General features: G+C 64.5%; 28 protein-coding genes and 1 pseudogene. 14 read left to right on the forward strand and 15 right to left on the reverse strand.

Going from position 1 to position 24,062, the window contains the following annotated elements:
- Positions 1 to 115: 115 nt before the first annotated feature.
- Positions 116 to 748 carry a hypothetical protein gene (locus WIMU1_RS15605; protein WP_062798676.1) on the forward strand — a complete coding sequence of 211 codons (633 nt, stop codon included), beginning with the start codon at positions 116 to 118 and terminating at the stop codon, positions 746 to 748.
- A 553-nt stretch (positions 749 to 1,301) separates the two neighbouring features.
- On the opposite strand, the gene WIMU1_RS26185 is transcribed toward WIMU1_RS15605, so the two are convergent.
- The 3 genes from WIMU1_RS26185 to WIMU1_RS15625 all read right to left on the reverse strand — a co-directional run bounded on the left by WIMU1_RS26185 (position 1,302) and on the right by WIMU1_RS15625 (position 3,115).
- On the reverse strand, positions 1,302 to 1,748 hold the full coding sequence (locus WIMU1_RS26185) for a hypothetical protein (RefSeq protein ID WP_147431377.1): 447 nt from the start codon (positions 1,746 to 1,748) through the stop codon (positions 1,302 to 1,304).
- 290 nt (positions 1,749 to 2,038) lie between these two features.
- Positions 2,039 to 2,398 (reverse strand): 4-fold beta flower protein, encoded by a 360-nt coding sequence (locus WIMU1_RS15620; RefSeq protein ID WP_062798681.1) that lies wholly within the window; start codon positions 2,396 to 2,398, stop codon positions 2,039 to 2,041.
- Positions 2,399 to 2,635: 237 nt separating this feature from the next.
- A complete protein-coding gene (locus WIMU1_RS15625; RefSeq protein ID WP_062798683.1) occupies positions 2,636 to 3,115 on the reverse strand; it encodes a hypothetical protein in 480 nt (159 codons plus the stop codon).
- A gap of 182 nt (positions 3,116 to 3,297) precedes the next feature.
- Between WIMU1_RS15625 and WIMU1_RS15630 the strand changes: the two genes are divergently transcribed.
- The 3 genes from WIMU1_RS15630 to WIMU1_RS15640 are packed head-to-tail and all read left to right on the forward strand — an operon-like array spanning position 3,298 to position 4,738.
- Entirely contained in the window at positions 3,298 to 3,705 is a 408-nt protein-coding gene (locus WIMU1_RS15630; protein WP_062798685.1) for a major capsid protein, read from the forward strand.
- A complete protein-coding gene (locus tag WIMU1_RS15635; protein ID WP_062798687.1) occupies positions 3,702 to 4,145 on the forward strand; it encodes a phage protease in 444 nt (147 codons plus the stop codon). Before WIMU1_RS15630 ends, WIMU1_RS15635 begins: the two co-directional genes overlap by 4 nt.
- A 32-nt stretch (positions 4,146 to 4,177) precedes the next feature.
- Entirely contained in the window at positions 4,178 to 4,738 is a 561-nt protein-coding gene (locus tag WIMU1_RS15640) for a site-specific integrase (RefSeq protein WP_147431376.1), read from the forward strand.
- 90 nt (positions 4,739 to 4,828) lie between these two features.
- Here the strand turns inward: WIMU1_RS15640 and ychF are convergent, their stop codons facing one another.
- Both ychF and WIMU1_RS15650 read right to left on the reverse strand, forming a co-directional pair.
- Positions 4,829 to 5,908: a redox-regulated ATPase YchF gene (ychF, locus tag WIMU1_RS15645; protein WP_023963187.1), complete on the reverse strand. Its 1,080-nt coding sequence runs from the start codon at positions 5,906 to 5,908 to the stop codon at positions 4,829 to 4,831.
- 68 nt (positions 5,909 to 5,976) lie between these two features.
- Positions 5,977 to 7,203, reverse strand: coding sequence for an AI-2E family transporter (locus WIMU1_RS15650; protein WP_084248309.1), 1,227 nt, complete (start codon positions 7,201 to 7,203; stop codon positions 5,977 to 5,979).
- Positions 7,204 to 7,304: 101 nt separating this feature from the next.
- Between WIMU1_RS15650 and WIMU1_RS15655 the strand changes: the two genes are divergently transcribed.
- The gene (locus tag WIMU1_RS15655; protein WP_062798691.1) at positions 7,305 to 8,417 is read left to right on the forward strand and encodes a DNA glycosylase AlkZ-like family protein; all 1,113 of its coding nucleotides are present in this window, start codon (positions 7,305 to 7,307) and stop codon (positions 8,415 to 8,417) included.
- A 4-nt stretch (positions 8,418 to 8,421) separates the two neighbouring features.
- Here the strand turns inward: WIMU1_RS15655 and WIMU1_RS15660 are convergent, their stop codons facing one another.
- A complete protein-coding gene (locus tag WIMU1_RS15660; protein ID WP_062798692.1) occupies positions 8,422 to 8,676 on the reverse strand; it encodes a hypothetical protein in 255 nt (84 codons plus the stop codon).
- A gap of 217 nt (positions 8,677 to 8,893) precedes the next feature.
- Here WIMU1_RS15660 and WIMU1_RS15665 point away from each other — a divergent pair, with 217 nt between their 5' ends.
- The 5 genes from WIMU1_RS15665 (at position 8,894) to WIMU1_RS26190 (ending at position 13,636) form a co-directional block, all read left to right on the forward strand.
- Positions 8,894 to 10,411, forward strand: coding sequence for an AlkA N-terminal domain-containing protein (locus WIMU1_RS15665; protein ID WP_062798694.1), 1,518 nt, complete (start codon positions 8,894 to 8,896; stop codon positions 10,409 to 10,411).
- Positions 10,411 to 10,914 carry a methylated-DNA--[protein]-cysteine S-methyltransferase gene (locus tag WIMU1_RS15670; RefSeq protein WP_062798696.1) on the forward strand — a complete coding sequence of 168 codons (504 nt, stop codon included), beginning with the start codon at positions 10,411 to 10,413 and terminating at the stop codon, positions 10,912 to 10,914. The genes WIMU1_RS15665 and WIMU1_RS15670 overlap by 1 nt, the downstream gene beginning before the upstream one ends.
- Before the next feature lie 51 nt (positions 10,915 to 10,965).
- Positions 10,966 to 12,117 carry a DNA recombination protein RmuC gene (locus WIMU1_RS15675; RefSeq protein WP_062798698.1) on the forward strand — a complete coding sequence of 384 codons (1,152 nt, stop codon included), beginning with the start codon at positions 10,966 to 10,968 and terminating at the stop codon, positions 12,115 to 12,117.
- 140 nt (positions 12,118 to 12,257) lie between these two features.
- A complete protein-coding gene (locus WIMU1_RS15680) occupies positions 12,258 to 12,746 on the forward strand; it encodes a hypothetical protein (protein ID WP_147431375.1) in 489 nt (162 codons plus the stop codon).
- 71 nt (positions 12,747 to 12,817) lie between these two features.
- Entirely contained in the window at positions 12,818 to 13,636 is an 819-nt protein-coding gene (locus tag WIMU1_RS26190; protein WP_147431374.1) for a DUF6542 domain-containing protein, read from the forward strand.
- Between the two features lie 9 nt (positions 13,637 to 13,645).
- Here the strand turns inward: WIMU1_RS26190 and WIMU1_RS15690 are convergent, their stop codons facing one another.
- Together WIMU1_RS15690 and WIMU1_RS15695 are read right to left on the reverse strand one after the other, a co-directional pair.
- Positions 13,646 to 14,206 carry a nucleosidase gene (locus WIMU1_RS15690; protein WP_062798703.1) on the reverse strand — a complete coding sequence of 187 codons (561 nt, stop codon included), beginning with the start codon at positions 14,204 to 14,206 and terminating at the stop codon, positions 13,646 to 13,648.
- Positions 14,203 to 15,009 carry a fructosamine kinase family protein gene (locus WIMU1_RS15695; RefSeq protein WP_062798705.1) on the reverse strand — a complete coding sequence of 269 codons (807 nt, stop codon included), beginning with the start codon at positions 15,007 to 15,009 and terminating at the stop codon, positions 14,203 to 14,205. The genes WIMU1_RS15690 and WIMU1_RS15695 overlap by 4 nt, the downstream gene beginning before the upstream one ends.
- A 6-nt stretch (positions 15,010 to 15,015) precedes the next feature.
- Between WIMU1_RS15695 and nadE the strand changes: the two genes are divergently transcribed.
- Entirely contained in the window at positions 15,016 to 15,840 is an 825-nt protein-coding gene (nadE, locus tag WIMU1_RS15700) for an NAD(+) synthase (RefSeq protein WP_062798707.1), read from the forward strand.
- Here nadE and WIMU1_RS15705 read toward each other — a convergent pair.
- The 4 genes and pseudogenes from WIMU1_RS15705 to trhO form a co-directional block, all read right to left on the reverse strand.
- Positions 15,809 to 16,759: an SDR family oxidoreductase gene (locus tag WIMU1_RS15705; RefSeq protein WP_062798709.1), complete on the reverse strand. Its 951-nt coding sequence runs from the start codon at positions 16,757 to 16,759 to the stop codon at positions 15,809 to 15,811. The genes nadE and WIMU1_RS15705 overlap by 32 nt on opposite strands.
- Before the next feature lie 445 nt (positions 16,760 to 17,204).
- Positions 17,205 to 18,125 (reverse strand): annotated as a pseudogene (locus WIMU1_RS15710) (N-acetylmuramoyl-L-alanine amidase); the annotation flags it as partial.
- A 190-nt stretch (positions 18,126 to 18,315) separates the two neighbouring features.
- The gene (locus WIMU1_RS15715; protein WP_062798713.1) at positions 18,316 to 19,353 is read right to left on the reverse strand and encodes a CobW family GTP-binding protein; all 1,038 of its coding nucleotides are present in this window, start codon (positions 19,351 to 19,353) and stop codon (positions 18,316 to 18,318) included.
- Positions 19,350 to 20,207 carry an oxygen-dependent tRNA uridine(34) hydroxylase TrhO gene (trhO, locus tag WIMU1_RS15720; protein ID WP_062798715.1) on the reverse strand — a complete coding sequence of 286 codons (858 nt, stop codon included), beginning with the start codon at positions 20,205 to 20,207 and terminating at the stop codon, positions 19,350 to 19,352. Before trhO ends, WIMU1_RS15715 begins: the two co-directional genes overlap by 4 nt.
- An 18-nt stretch (positions 20,208 to 20,225) precedes the next feature.
- Here trhO and WIMU1_RS15725 point away from each other — a divergent pair, with 18 nt between their 5' ends.
- Positions 20,226 to 20,921 (forward strand): hypothetical protein, encoded by a 696-nt coding sequence (locus WIMU1_RS15725; RefSeq protein WP_062798717.1) that lies wholly within the window; start codon positions 20,226 to 20,228, stop codon positions 20,919 to 20,921.
- Between the two features lie 89 nt (positions 20,922 to 21,010).
- Positions 21,011 to 21,541 carry a DUF4190 domain-containing protein gene (locus tag WIMU1_RS15730; RefSeq protein WP_062798719.1) on the forward strand — a complete coding sequence of 177 codons (531 nt, stop codon included), beginning with the start codon at positions 21,011 to 21,013 and terminating at the stop codon, positions 21,539 to 21,541.
- Between the two features lie 18 nt (positions 21,542 to 21,559).
- Here the strand turns inward: WIMU1_RS15730 and WIMU1_RS15735 are convergent, their stop codons facing one another.
- From WIMU1_RS15735 to WIMU1_RS15745, 3 genes are read right to left on the reverse strand one after another with little or no spacing between them, the layout of a single operon-like run.
- Entirely contained in the window at positions 21,560 to 22,195 is a 636-nt protein-coding gene (locus WIMU1_RS15735) for an LON peptidase substrate-binding domain-containing protein (protein WP_084248362.1), read from the reverse strand.
- 29 nt (positions 22,196 to 22,224) lie between these two features.
- Entirely contained in the window at positions 22,225 to 23,052 is an 828-nt protein-coding gene (locus WIMU1_RS15740) for an oxygenase MpaB family protein (RefSeq protein WP_062798723.1), read from the reverse strand.
- A gap of 34 nt (positions 23,053 to 23,086) precedes the next feature.
- Positions 23,087 to 23,650 (reverse strand): type 1 glutamine amidotransferase domain-containing protein, encoded by a 564-nt coding sequence (locus tag WIMU1_RS15745; RefSeq protein ID WP_062798725.1) that lies wholly within the window; start codon positions 23,648 to 23,650, stop codon positions 23,087 to 23,089.
- A 161-nt stretch (positions 23,651 to 23,811) separates the two neighbouring features.
- Between WIMU1_RS15745 and WIMU1_RS26195 the strand changes: the two genes are divergently transcribed.
- Positions 23,812 to 23,976: a hypothetical protein gene (locus WIMU1_RS26195; RefSeq protein WP_157366796.1), complete on the forward strand. Its 165-nt coding sequence runs from the start codon at positions 23,812 to 23,814 to the stop codon at positions 23,974 to 23,976.
- The last annotated feature ends 86 nt before the right edge of the window (positions 23,977 to 24,062 follow it).

Raw genomic sequence — 24,062 nt, forward strand, 5'->3', positions numbered from 1 at the left:
CCCGTTTGGACCAAACTCAGGTGGTCTGGACTGCGAGGGACCTATATTGCGGTCACCGGCTCTGTCTGCGCTGCGGGGTCCTACCCCAGGGGTGTTGACCAACTACAGTCCAGGCGTGGCCTTTGTGAACACTCTGCTGGTCGGCATCCTCACAATTCTCGGTGTGTGGTTTGCGTGGCGTCAGCTGGTGATCGCGCAGGCTGAGTCGGTCGGCCGGACCACCATGATCAGTTCGATACCGCAGCGACAGGCAGACGGTGCCGTCGATCGTGAGTATGCGATCAAGGTGTGGTCGCATGGTCCGGGCAAATTGCACGCTGCTCGGTTGGATATCACTCACGCGGGTCTCGAGGACCTGCACTCGGATCGTGTCGCCTTGCTCGACTCCACTACACCGCCGATCGAGTGGAACGTCCGGCTGACCGAGGAGCAGGCCGCGAACGCGTGGCTGGTGTTGTCGTGGGGTGCCACGCGCACAACGTTGTTCGGCCGCCCAATGTTGGTAAGCGAGGCGGTGCGGACCCGGTTGAACCTGTGGGATGAGATTGGCCGGCGTCCAGCGATGGAGGTGTGGCGGTACCGGATGCCGTTCTGGTTCTGGAACTCTTACGAGAACCATCGTCGGCGTTGGCTGTTGGGCAGCGGCCGGCAACGGCAGCTCGGTAAGTACAAGACGTTGGCGGTCCGGCCGCGCAAGCTCTCGCAGGGCCCGTTCGTTGACCCCACGGTCCCGAACCGGAGTGAATGACCGGTCGTAGTGCTCGATTCCGACACCGAAGTTCTTGATGGCAGGTAGCTGTCGTTGCGCGTCGGTAAAGGCGCCCCAACCATCGCCGTGATTGTGGGGTGCGGCCGCGGCGAGCATGTGCAGTTGGTTGTCCAGGAGAGCGGCGCAGAACGCCGATCCGAGCCTGGCCGGGAAGCTGCTCAGTGGCCCGGTAGTTCGCTTCGTGTTTGATCTGAGACGGGCTGGCTGCGGCATCGTGAGCGTTCAGTGCGCGCTCGGGCACGGCACCGCGACCCTCACGCTAAACACATACAGCCACCTGCGGGACGACGCCAACGATCACACTCGCAAGGCCTCTGAGGCCATGTTCGCAGAGGCTCTCAAATCTGCTGCGGGACGCCCTGACGGTGGGCCAAGGTCGGCCCTATGACCCGCAGTGTCAAACGTTGAAGCGGAATCCCCTATTGCGCGTTTGCTCCGGCGATTGCTGTTAGTCGTATTGAATCAAAGCAGGTCAACGCCGTTTGTCGCGTTTGTTTGTAATGAGCCGTAACGAAACTCCTGCGGACGCGTCTCAGTTCTGCCAGTCGTCCGGGATCTGCCAAGTCTCGTCTGTTGTAGTCGTCGTGGAATCGACGATCATGCCGATCGTGAGAGTCGACGCAACCCGGACGCGCTCAACGTCGTCAGTGGGACTGCTTGAGGCACCACGTGACACATCGCGGAATCCGAACCATTCCCGGTCCGGGAAATAGGCGGCGATGTACGCCCCATCCGGGAAGTAGTGACCGAGGCGGTCGGTAATTGCTTCATCTACGGTGTCGTTCTCAACGGCAACCACCGTGTTGATGTGGCCGGGATAGTTCTCATGGAACGACGACGGCCGCTCAACGTTCGCATAGCCGAAGATCGCCACCTGGTGGGGGTCTGGCGTGGGTCCGATCCGCTTTGCCCACTGTTCGCTAACAGCGCGGAGTTGAAGGTCGTAGAGCTCATCGGGCTCGGCTGGCTCGCCAGACATGATGTGAAGCTCGGTCACCGTCGGGGGTCCGCCTTCCGGGTTGAACTGCTGCCGGATTAGCCGACCGCCGAGAGTCCGGACTCGCTCCATCACCTTGCGGGGACGTCGTTGCCGAAGGCGCCGGACCTCAGAGACTGGACCCCGGCACATGACGATAGAGATTGACCAGTCGACATAGTTGCCATCCAGGTCCGCCCCATAACTGACATGCAGCTCGACGTCTTGCTCTGGGAGTCCGAGATCTCCGACAAATTGCCTACGGGTGAGATCGGTTCGATCGCTCGTGTCGCTCATGACTTGCCCGACTGCAGAAAGTCCTTCAGATCCTGATCAGACGACGACGTCGAGAGCGGCCGCTGTGCGTGGGCGGCGTACCTGGCGTACTTCGCATATCGCGCGTATTTCGCATACTTCGCCGGTTCGGCGTATGTGGCACTGGGGCACTTCGCCCGGGTGAATCCCACCCTCAGACCGCGCCCGTCGTACAAGACGCCGTCCTTGAACCAACCAAGATGGCGGCCATTCCAGCCGTAGAGTCGGTCCGATTCGATGTAGCAGACTGCCTGACCGGTCCACAGATGAATCGCGCCGTCTTCGACGACGTACGCAACGGGTCGGCCTTTGCGGTCATACAGGGTAGTTTCGCTCATTCCACGATTGTGATTCGTTGGGCTCGGAGTAAATCGGGCGTTCGCTCAGGGCGGACGAACCGTCCCAGAATATTGAGGGGGCGGGCGGGTGCGAGACTGCCCGGTAGGCTCAATTTTTTTCTCTCTCCCCGGCGGATCCGCGCTAGAAAATCGGGCTTGGCGCAAAAGAATATTCTGACTACCCGGGCAGTCAGGCGCGAGGGGGGTAACCCCGGTATTTTCCGGGGTGCCGGGCGGTCAGGCGAACGCAAGTAGCTGTCCCAGGAGGGTCAGCACGACGCCACCGACTGCTATCCACAGATCGCGCACCAGCTGCTTACGGTTCTTCACATTGATCGAGGCTAGGGCTGCGCCGATCCGCTCATCGACCATGTTCGGTTCCCCGTCCAGTCTCGATTCCAGCGTTTTGACCTTGGCGGCGAAGTCGACTAGGTGCCGCTGAAGTTCAGCTTCTACCTCCTCGACCCCCCGGGCAAGGCGTCGTAGCGCGGCATCGACGGTCGGCTGTTGATCGATCGAGATGGTTCTTATCATCGCCGCTGGCGTCTCGGCCGTCACCGTGGTGGTTGCCGCTCCCCCAACAGCAATGTTCTGGTGTCGGCGAAATGCGTTCCGGAACTTGTCCCACATCTTCGTCACGATCCATAGGGACCGGCCGAGGCCGAACAGGGTGGCTACCGTGCCCAGCACTTGGATGACGTTCCCCGTGGTGTTCATGTTTCGGGAGCCTAGCGACATGCACAGCGCCCCTGACCGGGACTGGTGGTAAGGGCGCTGGCGAGGTCTCTGGGCTTCTCTCAAGGGTGGCCCGTGGCCGGCCCTGCTCGCCATACCTCCGCCTCACGGCGGTGAGCTTGACGCCAAGATCAGGCGGTCAGCGGAACCAGTCAGCTTCCTCTGTGGTGTCGCCGGTCTCGGTGCTGTGGCCGAGTTCGGACAGCGGTACCGCGGCGCAGCTCGAAGCTGACCTGGAAGAGCTTGGCGTGATCCATGACCTGCTGATCACCCACCCAGAGCAGGCGCACAACTTGCGCGTGGCGTACGGCGACAATCTCGACGCCATGCTCAAATCCGCTGGTGTCGAGCTGTATTCGAACCCGCGCATCGAGCCCGGAGTCGCCTGGGCCGTGCAGGCGGGCGAGGTCGGGACCGTGGGGTTCGAGTTCCCGCTGACCAGCGAGAGCTGGGACGACCGTTCCACCCGATCGAAATGGGTCCAGTCCTACGCGGTGCCAGCGTTCGCCGTCGACAAGCCATTCGCCGCCAAAAGATCACCGCGCTCGCCTGACCCGAAAGGACCATCATGACGATCACATTCAACGACGAGCAACAGGCACAGTTGTTCGAGCTACTCGGACTGCCGGCCGATGCGAAGCCCGAAGACATTCCCGCGATCCTCGCGGTGATCGAAGACCTCGCGAAACTGGCGGCCGACGGCGCTAAGCCATCTGAGATTGCCGCAGCGGCCAAACGGATCGGACTCGACACCATCGACGCCGCGAGCCTCGAGGCACTGCACCGAGACGCCACCGAGGGCCGGACCATCAAGGCGGCAGCCGTCAAGGAGAAGATCGAGCAGTCGGTCGATGACGCGATCGGCAAGGGCAAGATCACCGCCGCTCGCCGCAAGCACTGGGTCGACCTCATCACCGCCGACCCCGGCATGGGTGAAGTCCTCGCGTCCGTGCCGAACGAAACCGCGCGGTGCGTGACCGCGTCCTGGCCCGCGATGTCAGCGACACAGTGACACTCCCCCGCCAACGCAAGCAGGCGGCCGCAATGTCCATACCGACGCCCGCCGAGGTGGGCTCACTCCTCAACCTGGCTGACGGCCAGTTCGTCGCGTTCGTGGCGCTGTGTGCGTTCGGCGGTCTGCGGCTCGGTGAAGCTGCGGCGCTGCGTGTGTCAGACATCGATTTCATCCGGAGAGAGATCCACGTGCGTCGCCAGGTGCAGCGGGCGAACGGCGGCGACGTCGAGATCCGGCTACCCAAGTACGGCAGTGAGCGGACGATCTATGCGTCACGACGACTCATCGAAACGTTGTCCGAACATGTTCGGTTGCATTGCTACGGAGGCGATCCCGACCGCTGGCTGTATTCAGGCATCGGTGGCCATCCATGGCAACAAGGCACGGTCTGCTATTGGTGGCGCGGAGCGCATGACAAAGCGTCACTGACTTACCGGTTGCACGACCTGAGGCACTTCTACGCTTCTGGCCTAATCGCCGCCGGCTGCGACGTCGTCACCGTTCAGCACGCACCCGGCCACGGCACCGCGACCGTCGCGCTGAACACGTACAGCCACCTGTGGCCCGACGGCCAACGATCGCACGCGTAAGGCCACTGAGGCGATGTTCGCGGAAGCGATCAAAACCGCTGTGGACGCACTGCGAACGGAGGACCCGAATGAAGCCCCCTGGCTGCACTCTCAAACGTTGAAGCGGAACTCCACGACATCCCCGTCGGCCATCACGTAGTCCTTGCCTTCCATCCGGACCTTGCCTGCAGCTTTCGCCGCAGCCATCGAGCCGGCGGCGTCGAGGTCGTCGAATGACACGATCTCGGCTTTGATGAAGCCTTTTTCGAAGTCGGTGTGGATGACACCTGCAGCCTTGGGTGCGGTGTCGCCCTTGTGGATTGTCCACGCGCGCGACTCTTTTGGTCCGGCGGTTAGGTAGGTCTGCAGCCCGAGGGTGTGGAATCCCGCGCGAGCCAGCGAATGCAAGCCGGGCTCGTCCTGGCCGATGGAGTCGAGAAGTTCCTGGGCATCCTCGGCGTCGAGTTCGAGCAACTCGCTCTCCACCTTGGCGTCCAGGAACACGGCGTCTGCCGGGGCCACAACAGCTTTCAGTTCAGCGATGCGGTCGGCGTCGGTGAGCACGGACTCATCGGCGTTGAACACGTAAAGGAACGGCTTGGTGGTCATCAGATGCAGCTCACGAAGTTTCGCGAAGTCCAGCGAGTCCTTCTGTGAGAACAGGGTCTTGCCTTCGTCGAGTACCTTCTGCGCGGCCTGGGCAGCCGCCACGACCTCGACGAGGTCCTTGTTCTTCCGAGAATCCTTCTCCAGCCGCGGCAGCGCCTTCTCGAGCGTCTGCATGTCGGCGAGGATGAGCTCGGTCTCGATCACCTCGATGTCGGACACCGGATCGACCCGGCCGTCGACGTGCACCACATCGTCATCGGCGAACACACGCACCACCTGGCAGATGGCTTCGGCTTCTCGGATGTTGGCGAGGAACTGGTTACCCATCCCCTCGCCCTCCGAGGCCCCCTTGACGATGCCCGCGATGTCGACGAACGACACCGTGGCCGGCAGGATCCGCTCGCTGGAGAAGATCTCCGCGAGCCGGGCCAGCCGCGAGTCGGGCAACTCCACCACACCGATGTTGGGCTCGATCGTGGCGAACGGGTAGTTCGCGGCGAGCACATCGTTGCGGGTCAGCGCATTGAAAAGGGTGGATTTGCCGACGTTGGGCAGTCCGACGATACCGAGGGTAAGACTCACAACCGACCAGTCTAGTTGCCGCCCGGAGCACGTCAGCGCGCCGTACGTCCCCGGCGCCGTGCGAGTGCTTACGCGGGTTCGGGATCGGTGGGCAATTCGCCCTTGGGAACCACCAGATCATCGTCCTCTTCGTCCGCTTCCACCGTCTCGCCGGCGCGGATGGCGATCTGCTCGTCGAGGTACCGCAGGATCACCGTGCCGACCGCCGCGACCGGGACCGCCAGGAAGGCACCGACGATGCCGAACAGCGATCCACCGAGTGACACCGACAGCAAGACGATGACCGCATGCATGTTCATCGACCGCGATTGCAGCCACGGCTGCAGCACGTTTCCTTCCAACTGCTGGACGGCCACGATGATGCCCAGCACGATCAGGGCAGTCCACACACCGTTGCCCACCAAGGCCACCAACACCGCCAGAGCGCCGGCCACAAACGCACCGACAATCGGGATGAACCCGCCCATGAACGTGATGATGGCCAGCGCATACGCAAGTGGCACACCGAGAATCACCAGGCCGAGCCCGATCAGCACGGCGTCGATCAAGCTGACCAGCGCCTGGGTCCGGATGAAGGCACCCAGCGTCGACCACACCCTCGTCATCACCTCTGCGAGGTGCTCGGCGACCGGCTGGCCGCTCGCCCGGCGGAGCCACGGCACAAAACGCGGTCCGTCCTTGAGGAAGAAGAACACCAGGAAGATCACCGTGAAGAGCGTGATCAGAACAGACGTCGCCGCGGTGACGCCGGAGAAGACGCCCGAGGCGATGGTCGCACTGGAGTCCTGGATGCGGCTGGTGATGGCGTCCACGCCGTCGTTGAGCTGATCCTCGCTGAACCGGAACGGCGGACCGTGCAGCCACTCCTGCACCTTCTCGACACCCTCGGTGGCCTGGTTCGCCAGGTCGGTGGACTGGTCGACGACCGACGGTGCGATCGCTCCCATCACCCCGGACACCACCGCCAACGCCAGGACCAGGACCAAACCGGAGGCTGCGGCAGGCGCGACACCCTTGGACCGCAACCAACGCACGGGCGGCCACAGCACCGTGCAGATGATGATCGCAATGGCAATGGGCAACAGAATCGTCCACAACTTGCCGATGACCCATGCCGCGATCCACGCGGCAATAGTGATCAGGATGATCCGGAGGCTGTGCTTGGCCGTCCACGCCATGCCGTTCCCGATCACCCTGCCGCGGGTGGGGTGCGACCGGCGGCGTGGGCCGGTCACGGACTTGGTGACCTTGGGCCGAACTTGCTCCGACGCGTCGTCCGACGGTGTTGTTGCCATGGTGTGATCGTCACATATGACGCCGACCGGGACCGAACTCGACATCGAACGGCTCACAGGATGTCGCCGGTGCTCCGTACGGTTGTCACGAGGAGGTCATCATGCAGTCGATTCGTCGCGAACAGGTTCTTGCTGCCCGGTGGTTCGCTCAGCAACTCGAACGCCCTGAGGCAACCGGCGAGGACTGCGATCTGCTCGACTTCGGAGTGCAGGACACGGGACCCGACGGCGCCCCTTGGGCTTTGACGATCCGGGGGATGTCAGCGGCCGCGATGGATGGTCTCACCGTGGCCTGGACGGTGCGTGGAGCGCCACACTATTACCGGCGGGCCGACCTCGGTGATGTCGCGGTGGCCGTCAGCCCCTACTCGTCACCCGATGCCGCCAAACGGATCTTCGACGCCAACAAGAAGTTCAAGGACGCAGGCGTCGACACCCTGGTGGCTCTGCGCGAGCTGGCCACCACGATGCGCGCCATCGTCACCGACACGATGGTGAAAGGCGAGATGTCGAGCCGGTTGACCACCGAGCTGCCCGAGCACCACCTACGGGACTGCAAACCGTGCGGTGCGGTGCACCCACATGAGCAGACGTTTCGCCTCGCGGCTCTGCAGGCCGGTCTCGAACTGGTCCCGAACACCAGCCCACCGGTGTTGCACAGGGTGAAAGGTCTGCGCCCCAACGAATTCCGTAGGCCTGACGCCTACGCGTCCCCACAATTCGACCTCATCCGCAACTATCTGCGGTTCTACGGTCCTTCCACGGCCCAAGAGGTGGCGGCGTTTGTGGACGCACCGGTGAAAGAGGTCAAGGCGCACTGGCCCGATGACGTTCTCGATGTCGACGTCGAAGGTCAGGGCAAATCGGCGTTGATCGAGGCGATCGACGTCCTGACCGATCCCCCACAGCCGACGGCTGTCCGGCTCGCCGGACCGTATGACGCTCTACTGCAAGGACGCGACCGAGAGATGCTGGTCCCTGAGGTTGATCGCCGTAAAACCGTGTGGCCGGTCCTCGGTAGACCGGGAGTGATTTTTGCGGCAGCCGAACCGGTGGGCACCTGGCGTCCCGCCAAGGCGGGCAAGAAATTACGGATCAAGGTCGAGCCGTGGGTCCGTCACACCACGAAAGTGCAGAAGGCCATCGCTGTCGAGGCCGAGAGATTGGCGCGGTTTCGCGGCGTCGAACTCGCCGGCATCGACACCGTGGAGTGATGCCCTAGGCGCGTCGACGCTGCAGCCAGCGGAACATCCCGCCGACCGCGTCGAGGTCTTGCTGCACCGGATCCACGTCTTTCGGCTGCGGCAGATCCGTACCCGCGGCGGGCCGGACCGACCCGGCAGAAGCGTTCTTCTCGGCCTCGATCGCCGACCGCACCGACTGTTCGCCGTAGAGACCCATCATGATCTCGACACCCCAGCCGGGAAACTGCGACAACGGCGCCTCTTTGCGTCCCCATCGTGTTACGTACATATTTCCACTCTGGCACGGGTTGGACGTTTTGTCCGCCTTTTCCTGCGCAAAGAGCCTGAAAGTCGGCAGTTTCAGGCTAACCGCCACAGCTTCCACGTGATCTGGGACACAGCGTCTCACGCGGGCCGCCGGGCTCGCGTGAGCGGCCCAGAACCCCCGTGACGGCCGCGTCCGATTCCCGCTAGTAAGAGTGCCGGAATACTGCCAGAGTGGTGCCATGCCCACTACCGCGATCAGTGCGAGCCAACTCGACTTCGACCGTTGCTTCCGCGCGCTACAGGCACGCGACGCCCGGTTCGACGGTCAGTTCTTCGTGGCGGTGCGCACCACCGGCATCTATTGCCGGCCATCGTGCCCGGCCATCACGCCCAAGCCCGGCAATGTCTCGTTTGTCCTGACCGCCGCGGCCGCCCAGCAGAACGGCTATCGCGCCTGCCGTCGCTGCCTCCCCGATGCCGTCCCGGGTTCGCCGCGCTGGAACATCAACTCCGACCTTGCCTCGCGTGCCATGCGACTGATCGAGGACGGCATCGTGGACAGGGGCGGGGTGAACGGCCTGGCCCAGCACCTCGGGTACTCCCCACGCCAACTCGGGCGGGTTCTCGGTGAACAGATCGGCGCCGGACCACTCGCCCTGGCCAGGGCCTACCGGGCCACCACCGCGCGGATGCTCATTCAATGCACCACGATGCCGATGTCGGACATCGCTTTCGCCGCCGGCTTCGCCAGCATCCGGCAGTTCAACGACACGGTGCGCGAGGTGTTCGCCCAGACGCCCACCGCTCTGCGTGCCAAAGGTGCCACCAACGCACCAGGTGCCACCGGCAGTGCCGTCACACTCAAACTCGCTGTCCGCCAGCCGTTCACACCACCCTGGTTGCGGTGGTTCCTGTCCGGACACGCCGTGGCGGGTGTGGAGAGCTGGGATGGCCGTATCTACCGGCGTTCGATGTCGTTGCCGCACGGGCCGGTGATCGTCGGCCTGGAGATACTGTCCGACCATGTCCGCGCCGACCTCCGGTTGCACGACATGCGCGACCTGGGAGTGGCGGTGCACCGCGTCCGGCAGTTGCTGGATCTGGACGCCGACGTGGCCGCAGCCAACGAGGTCCTCGCAGCAGATCCTGCTCTCGCACCCCTGATCGTCGAACGCCCGGGCATACGAGCCCCCGGATGTACCGACGCCTTCGAAGTTCTCCTTCGTACGATGATCGGCCAGCAGATCTCCTTACCTGCCGCACGGACCCACGCCGCCAAACTGGTTGCGGCCCTGGGGGAACCTCTGGCCGAGCCGGACGGCGACATCACCCACCTCTTCCCCACGGCCGACGCGGTGGCCGAGCGAGGGACGCAGGTGCTCACCGGGCCGGCCGCCCGCACCTCGGCCATCGTCGACGTGAGCCGAGCCGTAGCCGACGGCCACCTCACCATCCATCCCGGGATGCCGGCAGCAGAGGTGCGTACCCAGCTGCTCGCCCAGCGCGGAATCGGTTCGTGGACCGCAGACTACGTGACGATGCGACTGCTCAACAATCCCGATGTGTTGCTCAGTACCGACCTGGTGCTCAAACGCTCGGCTCAGGACCTGGGGATCGACCTCGGCGCCACCGGGCACTGGTCGCCGTGGCGCTCGTACGCATCGATGCACCTGTGGGCCCATGCTCTCGCGCGAACGGTTCCGATGCTGGCGCCCACACCCACCTCCATCCCTGCACCCACAAGAGAGAAGATCTGATGAGTACAGCTGCCTGGTCCACCATCTCGACACCCACCGGACCGTTCACCATGATCGTCGACAGCGACGGTCAGGTGCTCGCCTCCGGATGGTCCGACGATCCCGAATACCTCAAAGCCCTTGTACACAAGTCGATCCGCCCGCTGACATTGGTGGACAAGCCCGATCTGGGTGAGGTCACCACTGCCGCGAAGACCTACCACCAAGGCGACCTGACGGCCATCGACAACATCCCTGTCCGGCAACGATCGGGTGAGTTCCTCGAACATGCCTGGGACGTGCTGCGAGAAGTCCCCGCCGGGGCTCCGGTCAGCTACACGGAGTACGCGGCCCGCAGCGGCAGGCCCGCCGCGATCCGCGCTGCTGCGAGCGCATGTGCCCGCAACGCCGCGGCCCTGTTCGTCCCTTGTCATCGAGTGCTGCGTACCGACAAGACCCTCGGGGGTTTCCGGTACGGCCTCGACGTCAAACGATGGCTGATCGCCCACGAAGAACGGGCCTGAGACCACCGCGCCTCCCCGACGATGTCCGACCCCTGATGCACCATCAACACCATGGGTACCACCGCAGTTCTACTGCTCGTCCTCGGGCTGGTGATCGGATTCGCGCTCGGATGGTTTGTGCACGCCGGCCGATCCAACACCGAAGTGGCTGTCGCGCGGGCGGAGGCCGAAGCCGCGCATGCCAATCACGATCTACTGGTCCGATCGTTGTCGGCAGCCAGCGAGGATGCCGCCCGCCGCCAGTCCGGGGCGATCGGACAGCAGGTCTCGCACATCGTCGGCCCGCTGCGTGACACGCTCGACTCGCTTGCGGGCGAACTGCGCCGTACCGAACGCAACCGCATCGCGGCCTATGCGGGCCTTTCCGAGCAGGTCACCGGAATGCGCCAGACCACAGCACATCTGGGGTCGCAGGCCGAACAATTGGCCGGAGCGCTGCGTTCCCCACAAGCCCGCGGAAGGTGGGGCGAACTGCACCTCGAGCGCGTGATCGAGGCGGCGGGTCTGCAGCGGCACTGCGACTTCACGACGCAGGCCGCCGGGACCACAAACGACTCGAGCCGCGTCCGGCCCGACCTCGTGGTGCACCTTCCCGGAGGCAAAGACATCGTCATCGATGCCAAGGTGCCGTTGTCGGCATATCTGGAAGCCGCTGAGAGCACCGACCCGACCGCACGCGCGCAGGGTTACCGCGCACACGCCCGCGCCCTGCGCGCTCACGTGCAGCAGCTGTCGTCGAAGTCCTATTGGGAATCTGTCGGCAACTCACCCGAGTTCGTGGTGCTGTTCGTCCCGGGTGAGGCCATCTTGGAGATGGCGTGCCGCGCCGACCCAGACCTCCTCGACTTCGGATTCGACCAGAACGTCGTGATCGCCACCCCCACCAATCTGGTGGCCCTGCTCCGGACGATCGCGCTGGGCTGGCGTCAGGAAGCTCTGACCCGAGATGCCCAGCAGATCCACCATCTCGGCAAAGAGTTGTATCAACGCATCGGGATGGTCACCCGCCACCTGGACAAGCTCGGGGGTTCGCTGTCCAAGGCCGTGGACTCCTACAACGGTGCGATCGGCACCATCGATTCACGGATCACCGTCACCGCTCGCAAATTGTCCGAACTCGACGCATTCGCCGACCTCGACGACCTCGCCCCGCCGGTTCCGATCGACTCCCAGCCCAGACGCACCGGTGCCGGCCTCGTCTGACGTGCACCGACGGGCCCTCTTGGAATGGACAACACGACTTGGAAGTCCCGGTCGCGTGGCTTCCTAGTCATCTTCAAGCCCAGTCCAAGCGGCAGGCGACACAGTGATTCCAGTTCCCTTCAAAACCTGGAGTCAGCCACATGTATGTCAGCCGCGTTCCTCAGACACCGTCATCCGGAACTCTTCGCAGCGCCGGCGTGGTCAGTGGCTGGCTCCTCACCACCGCAGCCGTGGGAGCATTCGCATTCGCAGTCGGAGACAACGCCGACCGCGAGCTGGCCGGCCAGGTGATCACACCTGCGGCCACCGTGGCTGTAGAAACTGCGAACACCGGCTCCCTCGGGGGTGTCCTCACACACGCGAAGGTCACCGCGGCCGTCGTGAACGCGACTCGGACCACCGGGCAACAGCCGGGCTGCAGCAGAGTCGGATCGGCCGACCACGTGCGTAGCCTGCTGATTCGGGAACGAGCCGTCCAGTCATCCAACCGGCGCGGACCACGGACGCTGGCGCGGGCGGCGGACTTCACGTGCCCGAATGCCATCACCGCCACGTTCACGGGAACCCGCGTGGGAAGCGTTCCCGGGTCGGGTCTGCCGGGCCGGGCCTCGCTCGACGGCCCCCGTTAGCGATACTCGCCACAGTTCGATCCAACGGGTTCGTTACCGGGTTTCTCAGGGTTTACCGGTACGGTCGACATGTGATTTCTGGCCCGCGCTCTCGCTCGGGGGTTCCCCTCGATGAGCAATCCGCACTTCCCACCGCACCCGGGGTTCCGTGGTGGGGCGCGGTGTTGCTCGCCGGTGGCCTGACGGTGTTGGGTGCGGTCCTCGCGCTCGCCGGTGACGAAACCAGTCTTGGGTTCGGATTCCGGGCCCTCTACGTGATCGGCTGCATCGCCGCGGTACTCGCGGTACGTCGCCGCGCGCTGTTCACCGCCGTCACACAACCTCCGCTCATCCTGTTCGGCGTCGCGGTGGTGACCCTCTACTTCCTGGTGTCGGACAGTGACTCCGGCGTGAAGCGGCTGATCTTCAACGTGGCCCTTCCGGTTGCCAAGCTCTTTCCTCTGATGGGCTGGACCTTTGCCGCGGTGCTCGCGATCGCGGCGGCCCGGGTATGGCTGACCCATCCCAAGAAGACAGTGGTCCTCACCAAGAGCGATCGTCGCCCGGCCACGGGACGACGCCCTGCCGCATCCGCGGACACTCCGACGCGAACCCGTGCGAGCCGGTCCGACGAACGGACGCCACCCGCAGCCACCACCTCGCGGTCGCGAAGTGGCCAAGCGCCTCGCGCCGGCACCGCCCGATCCACCGAGCCGCGCGACCGCGCTGCCAACCGGGCATCGGATCCGGCCGCGGCCCCCCGCCGCCGCCGGGCCGTCCCGGAAGCCCCCGAGCCGCGTCGCCGGCGTGCATCGTCGTATGACGACCCACCGCCGCCGGGCGCACGGGCCTACCGGGCACCCGATGATCTGACCAACGCCCCCCGGCTCCGGTACCGCGAACCCAGCTGAGTCCTCCGATCAGCACGCGACCGCGACGTGGGTTCTGAGCCAGTCGCCGAGGAGTCCTGCCACCGCATCCACCCTGGCGGGCCAGTCCATGGCCTGCGCATCTGCCTCGTCGCTGACGACCTTGACCAGGCGGCAGAGCGCCCCGAACTCTCCAGCAGCCCGGGCGATCGCGAAACCCTCCATGTCGACCAGCGCCGCCCGATGCGCCAGCGCATCGCGGTGAGCAGGGTCGGCCACAAAGGTGTCTCCGGTGGCCAGTTCGCTGCCGTCCCCGTCAGGCAGTTCGATCCGGTCCACCACCGGGTATCCCATCGCGGTGAGAGCGGCGCTGCTGATGTCGTGCTGATGCACCACCGATGGCACGTACAGGCCGGCCATCGAAGGCCGGAGAGCTCCGGCAGTGCCCACGTTGATCACGGTCACCGACGCGGGGTCGGGATGGGCCGCCAACGACCGGGTCACCGCGATCGAAGCAGCGACCTTGCCGATCCCACAGATGAGCAACGGCAGTTCGGCAGGTACGTGAGCCGCCTCTGATCGGGTGGCCGACACCACCAGGATGTTGCTCAACGCGCCAGCTCCAGCGTGCGGCGGGCAGCCCGGCCCAGTTCGACCCCGTAATGCGGACCGTGGCCGGCCGCGTGCACAGCCAGCGGATGCAACTGATGCAACGCAATCCGCTCGCGCCAACCGGATTCCAGCGGGTGGGTGTCCTGGTACCCCTCGATGACCGACCCCAGTTCCGGGCAGCCGAACAACGCCAGCATCGCCAGATCTGTCTCACGGTGACCCCCGTGCGCGGCAGGATCGATCATCACCACCCCTTTCGATGTCCACATCACGTTCCCGTTCCACAGATCACCATGGATTCGTGCCGGGCGCTCACCGTCGTCGAACGCCCCCGTGGCGATCAACTCACACGCCGCCCTGGTGTCCGACTCGTCGGCCGCACCAAGGTTTCCCGCAGACACCGCATCGTCGAGAAATGGGAGTACTCGCTGGCGGGCGTAGAAGTCGCCCCACGTGGCGGTCGGGTCTGACGGCATCGGACGCCGGCCGATGAACATCTGCCCGTCGAAATCAGGTGGCCCGCTCCCGAACTGGTCGGCCCCCGCATCATGCATCCTCGCCAGAGCGGACCCGAAGTCGCGTGCGGCGGCCTTGCCGGGCGCCGATGTCACCACCCTGGCCAAGGTGATGTGATCGGCTCCCACATCCAACACTCGCACGACAGGAGCTCCGGCGGCGGCGAGCCACCGGAGACCAGCCGCCTCGGCCATGAAGAAATCGGGATGCACTCCGGGCTGATGCTTGCGGTACTCGTCTGCGCTCACCCGTCCAGCGTGCCGGATCACCGTAGGGCGCACTACCATCGCCTCATGACCAGCCTGCAGAAGCGCATCATCACCGAGCTCGAGGTGTCGGACACCATCGACCCCGGAGCAGAAGTGGAACGGCGAGTGGCCTTTCTCAAGCAGTACCTGAAGGCTGCCGGCTCGGCAGGATTCATCCTCGGAATCAGCGGCGGTCAGGACTCCTGCCTCACCGGCAAACTGTGCCAGCTGGCAGTCGAGGGCCTGCGATCAGAAGGAACCGAAGCCACCTTCGTCGCGGTACGGCTTCCTTACGGCGAACAAGCCGATGAAGACGACGCCCAGATCGCACTGACGTTCATCGCGCCCGACCGGTCGGTGGTGTGCAACGTCAAACCAGGATCAGACGCCACTGCCGAGGAAGTCGTCCAGACGATCGGCGAACCGCTCGAAGACCTGGTGCGCGGCAACATCAAGGCCCGCGAGCGGATGGTGCTGCAGTACGCCATCGCCGCCCACGACAACCTCCTGGTCGTCGGCACCGATCACGCGGCGGAGGCCGTCACCGGATTCTTCACCAAGTACGGCGACGGGGGCGTGGACATCACTCCCCTCACCGGATTGACCAAACGACAAGGGGCACAGATCCTCCGGCATCTCGGCGCACCCGACTCGGTGACCTCGAAGGTTCCCACCGCCGACCTGGAAGATGATCGGCCTGCGCTGCCGGACGAAGAGGTGCTGGGTGTCACCTACAGCCAGATCGACGACTACCTCGAGGGCCACGAGGTGGACGGTCAGGTGGCCGAGCGGATCGAATCACTGTTTCTGCGCACCCGGCACAAGCGAACGGTACCGGTCAGCCCTTTTGACGACTGGTGGACGAGCTAGTATTCGAATCCGACTGCACGGCAAGAGCTTCGAGGTTACGACCACTCACTCTCGCCAGCTGGTCGAATCGGTTGTTGGCAATACGCATGACCACCTCGTACGGCAAGGCGAACTTGCGGGCCACCCAGTAACCGAATCGGATGTCCAGCGAGGTGTACACCATGAACTGGTTTTTGCGCACCCCACGCAAAATGGCCTGGGCGGCACGCTCGGGAGAGACGGCCACTTTGTGGAAGTGTTCGATCTGCCGCTGAACCTTCGGGTTGTCCCGGTCGATGCCGGCGATGTCCACGGTGTTGACCAGTGGTGTGTCGACACCGCCGGGGCACACCAGCGAGACCCCGATCCTGTGGCGGCGCAGGTCCATTCGTAGTACCTCGGACACGCCGCGCACCCCGAACTTGCTGGCGCTGTATGCCGCGTGCCAGGGCAATGCGAGCAGGCCCGCCGCCGACGACACGTTGACGAGATGGCCCCCACGGCCACGGCGCACGATCTGCGGAACGAAACACTCGATGATGTGGATCGGGCCCATCAAGTTGACGTCGACCATCTTCTTCCAGTGACGGTGCTCCAGGTTTTCCACTGTGCCCCAAGCAGATACACCGGCGATGTTCATCACCACGTCCATCACACCGACCTCGGCGTCCACCTGCTGGGCGAACCGGCGAACCCACTCGTAGTCCGAGACGTCACCGGGACGATGGAACAGGATCTTGCCGTCGGCGCGCTTGATCTCGGCGACTGTCTCGTCGAGATTGTCGGCGGCGATGTCGGTGAGCACGAGCGCTGCACCCTCACGCGCGGCCGCCACGGCAGTGGCTTTGCCGATCCCGCTCCCCGCACCGGTAATCAGGACCCGCTTGCCCTGCAAGGTGGGCACTGGAGCCTTCATCACCAACAGATCTCGAACACTCATGACCCAACCCTACGGGTCACGTCCGTACTCAGATAGGGAGTTTGCCGCCAAACATCTCGTAGACGATCGACAACATCGCCTGCAGTACCTGCGACGCGGCGTCACTTCCCTCGCTCGACAGCAGACCCTCGATGGCCTCGGGATCGTCGGTCTGCGTCAGCTGTCCGAGCAGCGGCAGGATCGCCTGCAGGCCACTCAGATCGATTCCCTCACTCTGCTCGGTGGTGGGTGTAGTGGACTGCTGACCGGCCAGAGGCAACTGCGGGAACCCGATACCCGGCGAGGGAGTCGTGGTGGTCGTCTTCGGTGTGGTCGAGGGCGTGGTTGCCTTCGGGGTGCTCGTCGAGGGTGTCGTCGTCGATCGCGCAGGTGTTGACGGGGTGGTGGTGGAAGGTGCGGTCGGGGCGACCGTCGATGCCGCCGGCGTGGTCGGCTGTGTACCCGCGGCGGAGGGCGCGGCCGTCGTCGGTGAGGTTCCGGTCGTCGGCGCCGTAGCGGTGGTAGGTGTGGTGCCTGTGGTGGGGGCGGTTGTCGGGGTCGGTGCGGTGGCACCGGTCAGCAAGTACCTGATGGCGCCGTCGACGATGGCGATGGCGTACTTGAGCTGGCCCTCGGCACCCGACAACGCGGCGGCATCAGCCGGGTTCGACAGGTTGCCCAGCTCGGCGAAGACGTCCGGCACCTTCGTCAGGTTGACGGCCGCAATGTCCGCGCGGGTCTGCAGTCCGTCCTGCGCGCCGGCGTAGTTCGCGGGTGCAAACCCCGCACTCTTGAACGCGTCACGCATCTGCTCGGCGGCCTTGCGCCCCTTGCCCGACTGCACCTCGTTCACAGCCGCGTCAGGAATGGGCAGTTCGGGGACGATGATGTGGAAGCCGCTCTTACCCGCATCGGTGCCGGGCGAGGTCGAGTCCGCGTGGATGTTCACGGCCAGGTCGGCGTTCGAGGCGTTGGCCGCGTTGGCCCGCTCATCGATGCACCCTCCCCACCCGGTGTCATCCTGGCGACTCAGGACAACCTTGGCGCCCTGGCTCTCGAGTCCGGCCTTGACCAGCTGGGTGATGTCCCAGTTGACCTTGTGCTCAGGCACCCCATCGGGGCTGGTGGCTCCGGTGGTCTGGCAGGGCTTAGTGCCTCCACGCCCGTCGGGAACCGGTTTGTTCAGGTCGTTGCCCGCAGCCGATCCCTGATGTCCGGGATCGAGGAAAACAGTCTTGCCTGCCAGAGTGTTCCCTTGTGCCGGTGCAGGTTCGGCATGGGCCGCAGTGGGCATCGCGATCAGGGAGGCCGCAACCGCCAGGGAGGTGAGCCCGGCGACGCGGAGGTTCTTCTTGGTCACGGTGTTCCTTTCGAGTACGCCTGAAATCGAGTCCGAGTTCCACCCAATGGGCGCAACATCAGTCACAATATTCACTTCAGTAACAGTCAAGCAGTAGTTGAGACTTTTGGGAAATTGCCGACCTGCAGCTCAGAAACCGTTGTTGGCTTGTGATCTGGTCGATGCGTAACTGTGCGGCGGCACAGGTCGTGACAGGCAGATCCGCAGGTACCCTGCGCTACCGCAGGTAGCGGGTGAGGCTGAGCATGGCCTGCTTGTCGACGTCGCCGTCTGCGCGAGCCTCCAGCAGGACCCGGCGCACCTGCTCCTCGTCGATACCCACCCCTATGACCACGAGTTCGGTACGCCGTGGCTCGTCTTTCTCCCAGCGCTGGGCGTGGACCGTCACGTAGTTCCCCACGGTGTGCAGGACGTACTTCTGCCGATGCCCCACCACGTCGAACCAGACGAATCCCTTGATACGGAACACACCCGCAGGCGGTTGTTCGAGAAAGGCCGCCAGCGCCCGCGGGTTCATCGGGGCGCTCTCGGTCACGGACACCGACTGGTAGTCGTGGTGCAGATGACCACAGTGCTCCTCGTCGCTGTCTTCGTCGCCCAGATCCTCGGCCAGCAGCAGCTCGTCGAGACCCAGCTGCCGCGGAGCCTTGTCATCCACAGGCTTCTCGTCAGCATCCAACAGCAGCCCGACGTCGATCGCGGAGTCGCTGGTCGCGACAATCGGGGCCGTGGCGTTTCGCTCGCGTAGCCGGTCGCGCACGGCGTCGACAGACGATTCCTGGGCCAGGTCCACCTTGTTAATCACGATCATGTCGGCGAGCGCCACATGCTGATCGATCTGCGGATGACGCTCCCGTGTGGCCTCATAATTCGCCGCATCGACAAGGTAGACGAGACCGCCGTACTCGATTCGCGGATGAGTGCTCGCCGCGACCATCCGCACCAGATTGCGCGGCTCGGCCAGGCCGCTCGCCTCCACCACGATCAGGTCCAGAGCGGCGCGCGGAGTGGTCAGCGCAGCAAAGGTGGCCTCGAGTCCCTCGTCGTCGACCGTGCAGCACATGCAGCCATTGCCGAGCGCCACCGTGCCGTCGACCTGACCCGCCACCAGCATGGCGTCGATGTTCACCGCTCCGAAGTCGTTGACCACCACCCCGATTCGCAGACCGGCGCGGTTGCGGAGAAGGTGGTTGAGCAGTGTTGTCTTGCCGGCACCCAGGAACCCCGCGACTATCAGAACAGGAACGGTCGTCATCGCTCCGGTCCGGCGAGGCAGTCGGGGCAGACGACAACAAGGTCTCTGCCGTCGGCGTCGGGATAGTTGGCGACGTTCTTGGTGGCTGCGCCACACTGCGCGCAATGGCCGATGACCTTCGCATGGTCGGAGAAGTCGACGCTCATCCGCTTGTCGAAGACGTAGAGCGAGCCCTCCCACAAGCCGTCGTCGCCGAATTGTTCGCCGTACCGGACGATTCCGCCGTCCAGCTGATAGACCTCACCGAACCCGCGGTTGCGCATCAGCACCGACAGCACCTCGCACCGCACACCGCCGGTGCAGTAGGTCACCACGGGCTTGTCCTTGAGGTGGTCGTAGTCACCGCGGTCGATGACTTCCAGGAAGTCGCGGGTTGTCTGCGTCGGCGGCACCACCGCGTCGCGGAAACGACCGATCTGCGCCTCGATCGCGTTTCGGCCATCGAAGAACACGACGTCGTCTCCGCGGTCCGCGACCAGCTGATGGAGAGCCTCGGGCGTGAGGTGCGCGCCCCCGCCGACGACGCCGCTGTCATCGACCTGCACTTCGTTCGGCGCCCCGAATGTGACGATCTCCGGACGCACCTTGACACTGAGGCGAGGAAAATCGTCGCCGGCGCCGTCGGACCACTTGATGTCTGCATTTTTGAACGCCGGATATGCCCGGGTGCCGCGGACGTAGCGCTTCACCGCGGTGATGTCGCCGCCGACGGTGCTGTTGATGCCGTGCTCGGAGATGATGATCCGGCCCGTCACGCCCGCCGACTCGCATAAAGTTTGCTGCCATAGGCGGATTGCCTCTGGATCGGCCAGCGGCGTGAAGACGTAGAAAAGCACGATCTTGGGTGTCGACACACGGGTAAGGGTACGGACATGTGGAACAGATCGATCGCCGTGGCCATCGCAGCCGTCGCGACCGCGGTGGTGCTCGGCGGCTGCTTTCCGGAGGACGGCCCCACCCGCACGGAACTGCCGCCCACCGACGAATTGTCCACCGAGCAATCGGCGACCTCCACCACCACGACCACACGGAGCACCACGGCCGGGCGATCACAGGGCTTCACCGTGGCCACCGCGATCAGCACCGCGCCCCGCGTCGACAACAGCATGTATCACCAGGCCGCGCAGACACAGGACGGTCCGATAGAGGACACCTCGCAGTTTCATTTCGCGACCGCAGACGGTGCGGTCAACTGCTCCACCGTGCAGCGGGACCGGCCGACCCTTGCGTGCGAACCCACCAACCCCGCCGGCGGCTCCACGACCACCCGCGACTATTGCAATTGGGAGGCCGACTACGTTGTCCTCACCGACACCCCCACCCAGGGGACCTGTGCCGACACACCGTGGGTGTGGGTTCGAGGCTCGGTGTTGCCCACCGGCTCCACGATCTCCGTCGGCACCTTCCAATGCCTGAACGACGACTCCGGCCTGTACTGCCTGAACACCCGATCACTCAACGGGTTTGCCCTGCGCGACGGCGAGTACCGCGCATTGTCCGGCGCCGACCCGGCTCCGGCCGCACTGACCGTAGGCGGCGAGGAATCCACCGCCACACCCGGGCGCTAGCCGGATACACTCGGCACACGAATCGGGCCGCTGCCTGACCAACTCCAGCTGAGCCCGTGCGCTCCAGTCGAGCCTGAAAGGTGACGGCCATGACCTATCCCCCGCCGTACGAGCCACCCTCCAACGATCCGCTGCGCAAACAGGATCCGGGCGCCGGCGACAATCCGCCGCCCGCGGACCCCGGATTCGGCTACCAGCAGCCCGACTACGGTCAGCCCAACTATGGCCAGCCCGACTACGGTCAACCCAACTACGGTCAGCAGGGCTACGGCCAGCCGAACTATGGGCAACAGGGCTACGGCCAGCCGGGTTACGGTCAGGTGCCCGGGTACAACCCCGCGGGATATCCCTACACCCCCGTCGCACAGACCAACACCAGTGCGGTGATCTCGCTGGTGCTGGGCATCGGCGCATTTGTGCTCGTGTGCGGCCTGGTCAGCATTCCCGCGGTGATCTTCGGCAACAAGGCGATCAAAGAGATTGACCAATCTCAGGGAACGCAGAGCGGCAAGGGCATGGCGCAGGCCGGACAGATCCTCGGCTGGATCGGAATCGCGATCTCGGTGATCGGGATCATCGGCTTTGTCATCCTGGTCGCGGCAAGCTCCGGATCGAGCTGACCACCGCTACTGCCGCGGTCAGTTGCTCGGCAGTCCTGAGAACTCGATGACCGCGATCAGGTCGTCGAGGGCCTGGCAGAGTGCATCGATACGCTCTGCAGTCGTCGGGGCCGACAGAATGCGCAGTCGGTCGGCCGGGCCGAGACCCAACCGCACGGCGGTGCCGTAGACCTTCGTCTCCACCGTCTCGTCGTTGTCGAGCGGTTCGATGAGGCGATCGCCGACCGCGATTCCCCGGATCCGCATCAGCGCTTCGGCCAACGAGTCGAGTCGGTGGACCACCGGTTGGAGGTCGAGGTTCAGGTCATCAGTCTGCGGCGACGGCCACAGCTCGATGTCGGCCTTCGGATACGGGTCGTCGGGCAGCCACGACCTCACCCGGAATCGTTCGGTACCCACGCACGACAGGTGGTAGCGACCGTCGGGACGTGGACTGCATTCCTCGATGGAGGCAAGTGTGCCGACGTCCACGCGTTCCTCGCCGCCGCCCACCTCGTGGCCTCGAGCGATCAGGACGACGCCAAACGTGTTGTCGCCGTCCGCGGACGTGCAGTCGGCGACCATTGTCCGGTAGCGAGGTTCGAACACCTGCAAGCTCAACGGTTCGCCGGGCAGCAGCGTCATCCCCAGCGGAAACATCGGGTGTGCGCTCATGTCACCCAGCATGCCTGGCTGCCGGCACCTCAGAACACTCGGATCCCAGCGCGTCGCCGCAGCCGCACGTCCAACACTTGCGCCCGCATCATCAGCTTCAGCACGGGCGCGACACGGTCGACCACTGCCACCATCCGCCGGATGTCGTCGAAGGCACGCTGCTGCGCGGGCGACCACCGGAAGCCCATCTCGTCTCGGAACGGCTGGGGCAGGCTACCTGTGGTCATGAACAGGTAGGGCTTTCCCAGCGTCAAGTGGAGCAAGGTGCCCACCGGACCCACGTGACCTCGCAGGAAACTGAGGTCCGCGATGGCCAGCAGATGCTCGCGCACCGCCGGGTCGATGTGGATCGACCCGAGCTGCTCCTCCCAGTAGCGCTCGAACTGTTCTCGGTCGGCCGGCCACATGTGCGGTCGCACATTGAGAGTTGTCGCCAATGTGGCGGCGTCTTGGTAAATGGCATCAGCCTGGTCAGGAGGTATGGGTCCGTATAGGAACTCGTATTGGTCGACGAACCAGCGGTACAGGCACGCAGCAACCCAGAGTTGCAGGCGTGGATCATTCGCGCTGTATTTCACGGGACTGGCTGCCGTGGACACCACTTGGTGATGAACCGACCGAAGTTGCTCCCGCACGAACTCTTTGTCCTCGTCGTCGCCCATCAACGCGACTGCGAGAAAGGAAAAGGTTGTCCGTGCCCGCTTCACGGGGTGGATGAAGACATTCCCGGAGTCGACCCGACTTTCCCGAACGCCGTGGCCCACAGGCGCCATCGCCAATTGCATGATGACGTTCGCCGTGTTGTTCGCGCTCCCCATGAGGGTCAGCAAATCCGCGGTCTTCGTGGGTGTTCGCACGGTTCCCCTTACTTCAGGGTGATGATGCCCGATGTCACCTGTTGTCGGCGGCGAACTCCCGGATCAGCGCCTCACAGAATGCGGGTAGATCGTCTGGCTTGCGGCTGGTGATCAGCGTGTTCGAACCGGCATTGTCGACAACCACCTCCTCATCGGTCCACTGCCCACCGGCGTTGGTGATGTCGGTGCGCAGGCTGGGCCACGATGTCAGCGTGCGGTCGGACACCACACGGGCCTCGATGAGCGTCCACGGGGCATGACAGATCGCGGCGACCGGTTTGCCCTCGGTGAAGAAGCCGGAGATGAACTTGACGGCTTCGTCGTTCATCCGCAGATTGTCGGGATTGGCGACACCGCCCGGCAGGACCAACGCGTCGAAGTCCGCAGAGGGGACTTCGGCGACCACCTTGTCGACCGGGAATTGGTCAGCTTTGTCGAGATGGTTGAAAGCCTGGATCTGTCCTGATTCAAGCGAGACCAGAGACGGTGTACCGCCCGCTTTCTTGACCGCCTCCCAGGGTTCGGTGAGTTCCACCTGTTCGACACCCTCCGGCGCCACCAAGAATGCGATCTTCTGACCACTCAGTTCGTTTGCCATTGCAACCTCCAGGTCAAAGTGTTGTGCACGTGTGCTTTTGACGCGTTCTGCACTCGCCGATCCGGATACCCGGCGCACCTCCCCAACAAACAGGCGACCATCGGGAAACTCTCTGCCGATTTGGCCTAGACGTGAGCTACATCACAGTCTTACGGTGGGGCATGGCAACCAAGACCTATAGCAAACCAGTGATTCACCATTGTCCAGCCTGCGGCCAGCAGATGGAGGTCGAGGTGAAAGAGTTCCGGACTTTCGGGGGCGACATCCACAAGACCAAGACAGAGCCGCACTGCATCAATCCGAATTGCGTCGCCAAACAGCATTGAGAGCGACGTTCAGGTCGGTCGAATCCACTTCTACTGACGAGTAGTACCGGCTACACCGGGCAGCGCGATTGCCAGCGGTTCGCGAA

The organism is Williamsia muralis NBRC 105860, assembly GCF_001598915.1.
GTDB lineage: Bacteria > Actinomycetota > Actinomycetes > Mycobacteriales > Mycobacteriaceae > Williamsia > Williamsia muralis.